Origin of the sequence: Curtobacterium sp. B18 (assembly GCF_000333375.1) — a bacterium.
GTDB lineage: Bacteria > Actinomycetota > Actinomycetes > Actinomycetales > Microbacteriaceae > Curtobacterium.
In genome coordinates this window covers 1-1,068 of sequence record NZ_BACZ01000324.1, presented here as the reverse complement: position 1 = coordinate 1,068, position 1,068 = coordinate 1, and the positions used below count along the sequence as shown (strand labels likewise).

1 protein-coding gene is annotated in these 1,068 nt (G+C 72.3%); it reads left to right on the top strand.

The features are described from left to right. Window positions 1–98: 98 nt before the first annotated feature. Complete coding sequence (locus I5E_RS08980; protein WP_049973480.1) at window positions 99–1,043, top strand: polyprenyl synthetase family protein; 945 nt, start codon at window positions 99–101, stop codon at window positions 1,041–1,043. The last annotated feature ends 25 nt before the right edge of the window (window positions 1,044–1,068 follow it).

The window sequence follows — 1,068 nt, the reverse complement described above, 5'->3', positions numbered from 1 at the left end:
GGCTCGCAGGGATCAGTCCGGCCCCGCTCCGTTCGACCGTTACGCGCGGGATCTGCTGTCGGGGGCAAGGGGTTTCCGGGCCTGTTCTGCTACTGGGGATGGCAGTCCGTGGCGGACGATCGGGCTCGTTCGACCCGCTCGCGAAGGGGTCGCGGCAGACCACGGCCGAGGCGATCGTCACGGTCGCGGCGGCGCTCGAGATCTTCCACGCGGCGGCCCTCGTGCACGACGACATCATGGACCGCTCGGACACCCGTCGCGGGCGTCCGGCCGCACACCGCCGGTTCGAGTCCCTGCACGAGGAGTCCGGCTGGGTCGGTGACCGCGCGCTGTACGGCACGAACTCCGCGCTGCTGCTCGGCGACCTCCTGCTCTCCCTGAGCGACGCCGTCTTCGACGAGGGGCTCGCCCTGCTCGACCCCGCTCGTGGTCGGATCGTCCGCCAGGAGTTCCACACCATGCGCCTCGACGTCACGGCGGGCCAGTACCTCGACGTGCACGAGGAGACCGCCTGGCCCACCATCGACGAGGACGAGCACCTCGTGCGGGCGCAGCGCGTCATCGTCTTCAAGTCGGCGAAGTACTCGATCGAGGCACCGCTCGTCATCGGCGCCCTCGTCGCCGGGGCGTCGGACGCGCAGCTCGAGGGACTCCGGGCCTTCGGTCTCCCCCTCGGCGTCGCCTACCAGCTCCGCGACGACATGCTCGGCGTCTTCGGCGACCCCGAGGTCACGGGCAAGCCCGCCGGCGACGACCTGCGCGAGGGCAAGCGCACCGTCCTCATCGCCTCGGCCCGCAAGGCACTCCCCGGTGGTCCGCGCCAGCTGCTCGACGAGCTCCTCGGCGACCCGGACCTGGACGAGGCGCAGGTGCAGATGCTCCGCGCCACGCTCACCGAGTCCGGTGCGGTCGCGGCCGTCGAGCGGTCGATCGACCGGCACGTGCAGCGCGCGAAGGCCGCCATCGAGGCGGCTCCGCTCACGCCGTCGGCGCGCGAGCAGCTCGTCGCGCTGGCCGACACGGTCAGCCGCCGCGTCGCGTAGACGTTCCAGCCTGACGGACAGGAGG